Below are 3,998 nucleotides of genomic sequence, written 5' to 3'. Positions count from 1 at the left end.
CTGGGGCGGTTATGGTGGTTGGGGTGGCGGCTGGGGCGGTGGCGGCTTCGGCGGCTTTCCTCCCAGCTATTATAACACCAGCTGTCAGACGACCTTCGAGCTGACCAACACACATGTGGTTGGCTGGACCATGCGTGGGGATGGATGCTGAGCCTTATGACGCGCGTTTCTGGAAGAACAAGAAGAGCGTCAGCTCTCGTCTGTTGCGCTGCTGCTCTCGCACTGACCGGGTGTGAGAGCAGCAAGCGGCAAGACCCCTTTCCGCATCCCAATTCTGTGGCGGCAGTGCAGATGCCTGCGGTCAGCAGCTCTCATATGTATCACGCCTCGACCAAGACCGAGACGTCCAGCCCGGTCGCGTATAGCGAGCCGCCAACCTTGTCTTTCGACGATCGGCCTCTTGCAGAGAACATCTCGGCGTCGCTCGAGCTTGCCGATTATCGACAGGCGTTGCGTCAGACAGGCCTGTTTCCGCTTCTGGGGCGTAACGGGCCCTATACGGTTTTCGCCCAGCCGAATGAGCCGTTCGAGCGTTATGCGGCACAGGTGCCGGGCGGGTTGATGAGCCCTCAGAATGCAGCGGTGCTCAAGAAGCTTCTGGCCTTCACGGTCGTGCGGGGGAACTGGTCGCCCAAGGCTCTCGACAAAGCCATGACCAGAAGGAAGACGGATAGACTCGCCCTTAAAACGCTCTCGGGAGAGAGTTTGATCGTTCAGCGCGACGGATCGAAGGGGCAGTTCGTTCTGTCGAATATGACAGGTCGGGTTGTGAAGCTCTGGTTGAATGGGGCCCCGCAATCAAACGGGACCCTTTACATCACCCAGGATATTCTTCTGCCGCGCGGCTGACGATTGCTGCCAGCACAGCTCCGGCTTCGTCGGCGTCGACGAAGCTGAGGGGGATGGAGAGAAAATCGGCATTGGCTTGATCATGGCCAATGCCTGCTCTGCCGTTTCGATATCCTCAGCGATGACAGGCAGTTCCATCATCTGCGACCACCAGGTGACCAGATCGGTCGCGTTCGGCGCGATGGCGATATAGTCGGCGCCGAGTTCGCCGGCATTCATGGCATCGTCCCGGCTCGTGCCGCACGACACTCCCAGCTGCAGATCCCGACCGAGCTCTTCACGTGCCGTGAGACAGCGTGACGGATTGCTCGTCAGGTGAACACCATCGCATCCCAGCTCCTGGGCCAAAGCAGGAAGGTCCGTCAGGATGAGGGCCGTTCCATGAGACTGGACAGTCTGACGGATGGCGCTGACACAGTGTCGCGCCCGGGTTTCGTCGGTCGTGCTCAGACGCAGTGCCGCAGGTTTCCAGCGCGCGAGCACTTTTGCCAGCGCGTCCAGCTCACGGGCAGGATCGAAGTCAGGCTTTGTGACCAGATAGAGTTCGCAGGGCAGCATGGGGCAAAATCCGTTAGAAGAGGCGCTCAGTCTTCCTGCGCCAGATACTGTAAGAGCTGACCGATCCGGTAGGCGTTATAGGGTGGCCTGCCAAGAGTGAGGGCGTCGGGGCGGCTTGTCAAAACGTGACCACCGCAGAGCACTCCGAGAGCGTGCACGGTTTCCTGTGCCGGGCCGGGGCAGGTGCAAACGACCCATCTGGCTCCTGCCCTGAGGGCAGAGGCAGCAAGGGCTGGTGCGGTGCCAGCGTCGAAAACTGCTACGACGTCGAGGGGGGCGGTGAGCGTTTGCCACCAGCGATACCCCATGATGCGACCGAGGCCAGGCGCCGGGATCAGAGCATAGGGCGGTCCCTTACCTGGCTCGGGAAGATGGGGCAGAAGCGAGGCGTCGTGGAGAGTAACGATTTTGCGGGGAAGATGATCCTCGGGCTTCATGCTTGACCCCATAAGGTGATAAAGGCTTCCTTGAGGTTTGCGGAAACCGTGTGTGGATAATGAGGGTGTTTTGACGGATCAGATCGAGACTGCAAGACCTGAGGACCGGATCGAAGAGGCTCTAGATCGCATTGCGTATGCCCTGCATCATTCCCGCCCGGCTGTTGCCGAACAGACAGATTGGCAGCCTGTTGCTGCGAATATAGAGGCGTTACGCCTGCGTGTCAGCGATCTGATTGCGCGGCTCGATGACAAGGACGAGGCATAGCCATGGGTCAGATCACGGTACGGCTTAACGGGTATTCCTACACCATTGGCTGCCATGACGGCGAAGAGCGCTATCTTCAGGATCTTGCAAAACAGGTGGAGCGTCGCATCGACCGGGTTCGCCGCCTCGGCACTCAGGGCGGTGAGGCCTGGACGCTCGTTATGGCCTCGCTTCTGATGGCAGACGAGCTGCATGATCTGGCTCAGGAAATCCTGCCCAGCACGACAAGTGAGCGTGTGCAGCGCGCCGATCGTCTGATTGCCGAGAACGAAGTGCGTGAGCAAAAGCTTATTTTGATCGCTGAACGTGCCGAAGGCATTGCAGCCGAGCTGGAGAGCCCCTAACTAGTGCGGTGTGGGACTGCCCGGTGCGTCAGGCAACTCAACCCCTGGGCCGATAAGCACTTCCTTAGGGAGCTGGCGCTGTCGTGATCGTGGTCATGATAACTGGCACCCACCTGCGTGAGCAGGTCCGGGAGGGCTGAAAGACCGACGGCCAGGGTGGTTCCACATCGATGAATATTGACCAGGAAAAGCAGGTTCTACGCCGTGCGCTGCGACAGCGCAGGGCCGAGCATGAAATCTCCCCCGACTCTCAGGATGGTTTGATCGAGCGACTTTCGCTCCTCATCCTGGAAGAAAATACCTCCCTCAAAATCGGATGTGTCTGGCCCTTGCACGGCGAGGCAGATTTGCGACCGCTCTGCGCGTTGTTGTCTGAGGCAGGCCGTACGGTTCTGCTGCCGGAGACAACACCCAAGGGACATCCTCTTCTCTTCCGTCAGTGGACACCGGAGAGTGCGATGCTGTGCGGTCGGTTTGGAACGATGCATCCAGAGGGGGTGCTCGATACGCCTGATCTGGTTCTTGTGCCGCTTCTTGCTTTCGATCGTTCGGGTAATCGCCTTGGCTATGGGGGAGGCTATTATGACCGCACCCTCGCCGCTTTGGGGTGTCAGGCGGTTGGCTTTGCCTTTTCCTGGCAAGAGGTGGCGCAGGTCCCGTCGGGGGCTTATGACCAGCCTCTCGATCAGATCGTGACCGAGAGAGAGCTTATTGCGCGGCAGCCCGGGAAAGGCAGAACAGGGTGAGACTACTTTTTCTTGGAGATATTGTCGGACGGTCAGGACGTGAGGCCGTGATGGCACGCCTGCCTGAATGGCGGGAATCGCTCAAACTCGACGTCGTTGTCGTGAATGGCGAAAACGCTTCTCACGGGTTCGGACTCTCATCGGCAATCGCGACCGATCTGTTCCGCTCTGGTGTGGATGTCATCACCCTCGGCAATCATGCCTGGGACAAGAAGGAGCTGCTTCGTGAGATTGATGCTGAGCCTCGCATCATCCGCCCCCTGAATTTCCCCCCAGGAACGCCGGGGCAGGGTGCTTACGTCATTGTTCTGCCTAATGGCCGTAAGGTGCTGGTGATCAATGTCATGGGTCGCTTATTCATGGACCCGCTCGATGATCCGTTTCGGGCGGTGAGTGAGTTCCTGTCACGCCACAAGCTTGGGATGACCGTGCATGCGATTATCGTCGATCTGCATGCCGAGACAGGAAGTGAGAAAATGGCGTTCGGGCATTATCTCGACGGCAAGGTATCGCTCGTGGTTGGAACACATACCCATGTGCCGACTGCCGATTACCGGATTCTATCCAAAGGGACGGCCTATCAGACCGATGCCGGTATGTGCGGCGATTATGACAGCGTGATTGGCATGGGGAAGGAGGCCTCTCTCTATCGCTTCGTTCGCAAACTGCCCGGTGAGCGCCTTCAGCCTGCGGAGGGTGAGGCAACGGTCTGCGGTGTGTTTGTCGAAACTGATGACAAGACCGGTTTGGCCACACGGATCGAAGCGGTGAGATCTGGCGGTCATTTGAGCCCTAG

At 59.1% G+C, this 3,998-nt stretch carries 7 protein-coding genes and 1 other RNA gene; 6 read left to right on the top strand and 2 right to left on the bottom strand.

The genetic code is table 11. From position 1 onward, the window contains the following. Positions 1-156 precede the first annotated feature (156 nt). The gene (locus JCM15831_RS15105; RefSeq protein WP_198024367.1) at positions 157-849 is read left to right on the top strand and encodes a fasciclin domain-containing protein; all 693 of its coding nucleotides are present in this window, start codon (positions 157-159) and stop codon (positions 847-849) included. On the opposite strand, the gene JCM15831_RS19685 is transcribed toward JCM15831_RS15105, so the two are convergent. Next, complete coding sequence (locus JCM15831_RS19685; RefSeq protein WP_025824891.1) at positions 799-1,407, bottom strand: thiamine phosphate synthase; 609 nt, start codon at positions 1,405-1,407, stop codon at positions 799-801. The genes JCM15831_RS15105 and JCM15831_RS19685 overlap by 51 nt on opposite strands. 26 nt (positions 1,408-1,433) lie before the next feature. Next, positions 1,434-1,844, bottom strand: a complete 411-nt coding sequence (locus tag JCM15831_RS20685) for a hypothetical protein (RefSeq protein WP_156938934.1) — start codon at positions 1,842-1,844, stop codon at positions 1,434-1,436. Positions 1,845-1,896: 52 nt separating this feature from the next. Here JCM15831_RS20685 and JCM15831_RS15090 point away from each other — a divergent pair, with 52 nt between their 5' ends. The 5 genes from JCM15831_RS15090 to JCM15831_RS15075 all read left to right on the top strand — a co-directional run. Continuing rightward, entirely contained in the window at positions 1,897-2,112 is a 216-nt protein-coding gene (locus JCM15831_RS15090) for a hypothetical protein (RefSeq protein WP_025824889.1), read from the top strand. Between the two features lie 2 nt (positions 2,113-2,114). Then, positions 2,115-2,456 (top strand): cell division protein ZapA, encoded by a 342-nt coding sequence (locus tag JCM15831_RS15085; RefSeq protein ID WP_025824888.1) that lies wholly within the window; start codon positions 2,115-2,117, stop codon positions 2,454-2,456. A gap of 10 nt (positions 2,457-2,466) precedes the next feature. Then, a non-coding RNA gene (ssrS, locus tag JCM15831_RS21245) (6S RNA) lies at positions 2,467-2,623 on the top strand. Positions 2,624-2,626: 3 nt separating this feature from the next. Next, entirely contained in the window at positions 2,627-3,202 is a 576-nt protein-coding gene (locus tag JCM15831_RS15080) for a 5-formyltetrahydrofolate cyclo-ligase (protein WP_025824887.1), read from the top strand. Next, the coding region (locus tag JCM15831_RS15075) for a TIGR00282 family metallophosphoesterase (protein ID WP_025824886.1) at positions 3,199-3,998 on the top strand (800 nt) is incomplete at its 3' end. The genes JCM15831_RS15080 and JCM15831_RS15075, both read left to right, overlap by 4 nt.

This window comes from Asaia astilbis JCM 15831 (genome assembly GCF_000613845.1).
Taxonomy (GTDB): domain Bacteria; phylum Pseudomonadota; class Alphaproteobacteria; order Acetobacterales; family Acetobacteraceae; genus Asaia; species Asaia astilbis.
This window is presented reverse-complemented; position numbering and strand designations above follow the sequence as displayed.